General features: G+C 50.4%; 2 protein-coding genes. One reads left to right on the forward strand and one right to left on the reverse strand.

From position 1 onward, the window contains the following. Window positions 1-1,629, forward strand: a 1,629-nt coding sequence (locus L1065_RS15610; RefSeq protein ID WP_237096441.1) for a hypothetical protein, incomplete at its 5' end; no start/stop codon positions are given. On the opposite strand, the gene L1065_RS15615 is transcribed toward L1065_RS15610, so the two are convergent. Next, the coding region (locus L1065_RS15615) for a hypothetical protein (protein ID WP_237096442.1) at window positions 1,590-2,657 on the reverse strand (1,068 nt) is incomplete at its 5' end. The two genes, L1065_RS15610 and L1065_RS15615, sit on opposite strands and share 40 nt — an antisense overlap.

The following is a 2,657-nucleotide window of genomic DNA, read 5'->3' on the forward strand; positions in this document are numbered from 1 at the left end:
ATTAACAGTGGCTTTGCTTTAGACGAATTTTTCCAGCAGAGCCCGATAGGTGAAAAGACGTCCGTACTGCTCGCCAATGAGACGCAAGCCGAGCAATTGCGGTCCTCAGTAGCAGTCAAGCCAATCAAAATCACCCGTGAGCAAGATCTTGTCGAACTAGTGGGAGTTCTGCGACGCGCCAACCGCAGTCACAAAGCCGCAGCGACCATGGACGTTGTGACCCACGCTCTCATTCATAATCAATTGATGCCAACAGGTGAGCATGTGCCTGTGTTTCCCTACTTTTCGCGCTCAGGAGGGCCGCACACCCAAATTTCCGAGAACTATATCGAAATTACGCAAAACAAGGTCACATCTTCTACGCTCGCCAATCTTCAATCGCAGTTTCGAACGACGAATAACAACCGACGTCCCAAAATTGTCTTTGTCGTAGAGGACCGTGACAAGGCGTACTCAACTTTCTCCAAGTTGAACTCGGCAAGCGACGTCTTCATTCCCTCGCATAGTGGCATTAGAAGGACGGATCTCCCAGATACCGCGGCAAATGACTTCGAGCGGCTATACTTTACAAGGTACGACAACCATCGGTCCGCTGCGATTGCGGTTCTGCCCGACACGGATGATGCAAGAGTTGACTTCATCAACCGTCTGATGCGCTTGAAGTCGAAAAAGGCGACGCTCGACCCGTCACATCTTCTACCTGAACTTAAGGCTCTCAGCGATCAAGCGAACAGGAAATTGGTTCTAGCCAACGATGATAACCGTGAATTCTGGGCATCCGCATGGATACACTCGCTTGTTGAGCAAGCCTATATACAGGAGTCAGCAAAGCTCGAGATACAATCGGCAATGGGAATGCTTAAGATGATTGAGGAGCAAGGCCTTGCTGCTCATGTCCTGCGCTTTACTAATCAGGTTTTTGGAACCTCGCCTGACGCACTGGCTTATCTCGATGACGGTGCTCGACGGTTTGAAGGTCTCCCAGTCAATTCTTTCTCATACGATATGTACCTGCCTAGCCACCTGGGCTTGCTGCAAAACAAACACGTAACGGAGCTTTACCAGAGTCAACCTAGCGACCCTGCCAAAGCCCACGAGAGCTATAGTTTCGCGGACTCTGAAGCTCCTTTCTTTACGAATTTGGCAATGCTGGGTAACGCTGCAGCTCTAGGCTACCTGACCACCGGCAAAACACGCGAGGCCGTCCGGTTGTACGATGAGCTTGTAACTAAGAATGCGGATCAGTTTGATCGCTGGAGTGTTTTGTGTAACCGACTGATTTCCCATCACCTTTACTATGGAGAGGTGGATCAAGATGAGATCCAGTCCTTTGCTTCAGACATTCAATCGGCGGAAGTAAGCCCTGTCTGGCAATATCATATCCTTAGGTTCGCTTTGAACCTGATCCAGATAGACAGGCACGGCGCAGTTGCAGAGCAAATGTGGGCTCTCGTCCGAAGCAGTAGTTACTTTGGCGATTTGGCTGGAGAAAATGCCGAAGCATACCTAAAAATGATCGTCGAAAGAGACTTTGCGTCACACACCAAAAACGGGCGGTTGACGGGGCAAGTAGGAGCTTTTTTTCAAAATCAGGGAGTGTTCCCGTCAACGGACTTCGACTGGACGTAACCTTGCCGCCAGATGGCCAACAACAACCGCAATGCCAACTGGCCATCTGAAAGTTGGTTTGTCGGATCCGCAGCTGCTGGATCGGTTTTTGCCCATTTGAACAATGCTGGTGACAGCCACCCTGCATCGCCAGGAATGGTGGGCATTACGTTTAGTTCGAGGAACACAAAGTCGTTGAGTTCAAGCGGCTCTGGATTGTCAGGTCTATACTGGGTTCGACCATCAATACGAAACAGGAAGGTTTTGTGAAAAGCCTGTCCAAGCTCCTGCACCGCTTTGCCAACACAATCTGCTACGCAAACACTCTTCCAAGAAATCGCTACTTTCGCGTCGGGATCATAGTCGTCTGAACTGAACTTCGCAGAAGTCGCATGTACTAAATCGTACTCAAGTCCATCGATTGGCAATCGCACTTTAGCGTTTAGGATATGATGTTGACCCGTGGTAGGATTCACGACGCAAAAGACTTCTAAGTCGGTACCCGCAACAAACGGTTCAGCGAACTCGTGATGCCCAAGCTCGGCAGCTGCCAATGGCATTCGTTCCAGAACAACTCCTTTGCTGTCGCCACCGCTTATTGGCTTTCGGACGACGGATTTGTGCCTTCCGAGCTGGTTGAGGTTTCGCAAGCTAGGGAGTGTTCGGAACCCGCACTCAGCAGCAATGTGCTTCGAAATGATTTTTTCTTCGGCAATGATCGCAACATCGCCGCGGCACGGGAAGCAAGGTGTACCGCTCAAAGCCGCAACAGCCTGCACTAAGCCTTCGCCCTCCAAAGAATGAAACGCCGCGCAGACATTGATAACAAAGCCGACTGGTTCATCAAAATTGGTTAAACGCGAGAGAGTTTGCTCCAGCGTACATATCTCAACGTGTGCGCCTAATGCCTCAGCCGCTTTGGCGTACTCCTCAACGACCCTTGCACCGTACAAATTGTAGAAGAGTGACGATGGTAGTTCTTCGGTCGCGTTTGTTGCCACGATAACTTGCTGCCCTTTTAGAGGTTTCTCCGCAGCATTTTGGGTATG

Origin of the sequence: Nereida sp. MMG025, from assembly GCF_021654165.1 — a bacterium.
GTDB lineage: Bacteria > Pseudomonadota > Alphaproteobacteria > Rhodobacterales > Rhodobacteraceae > Nereida.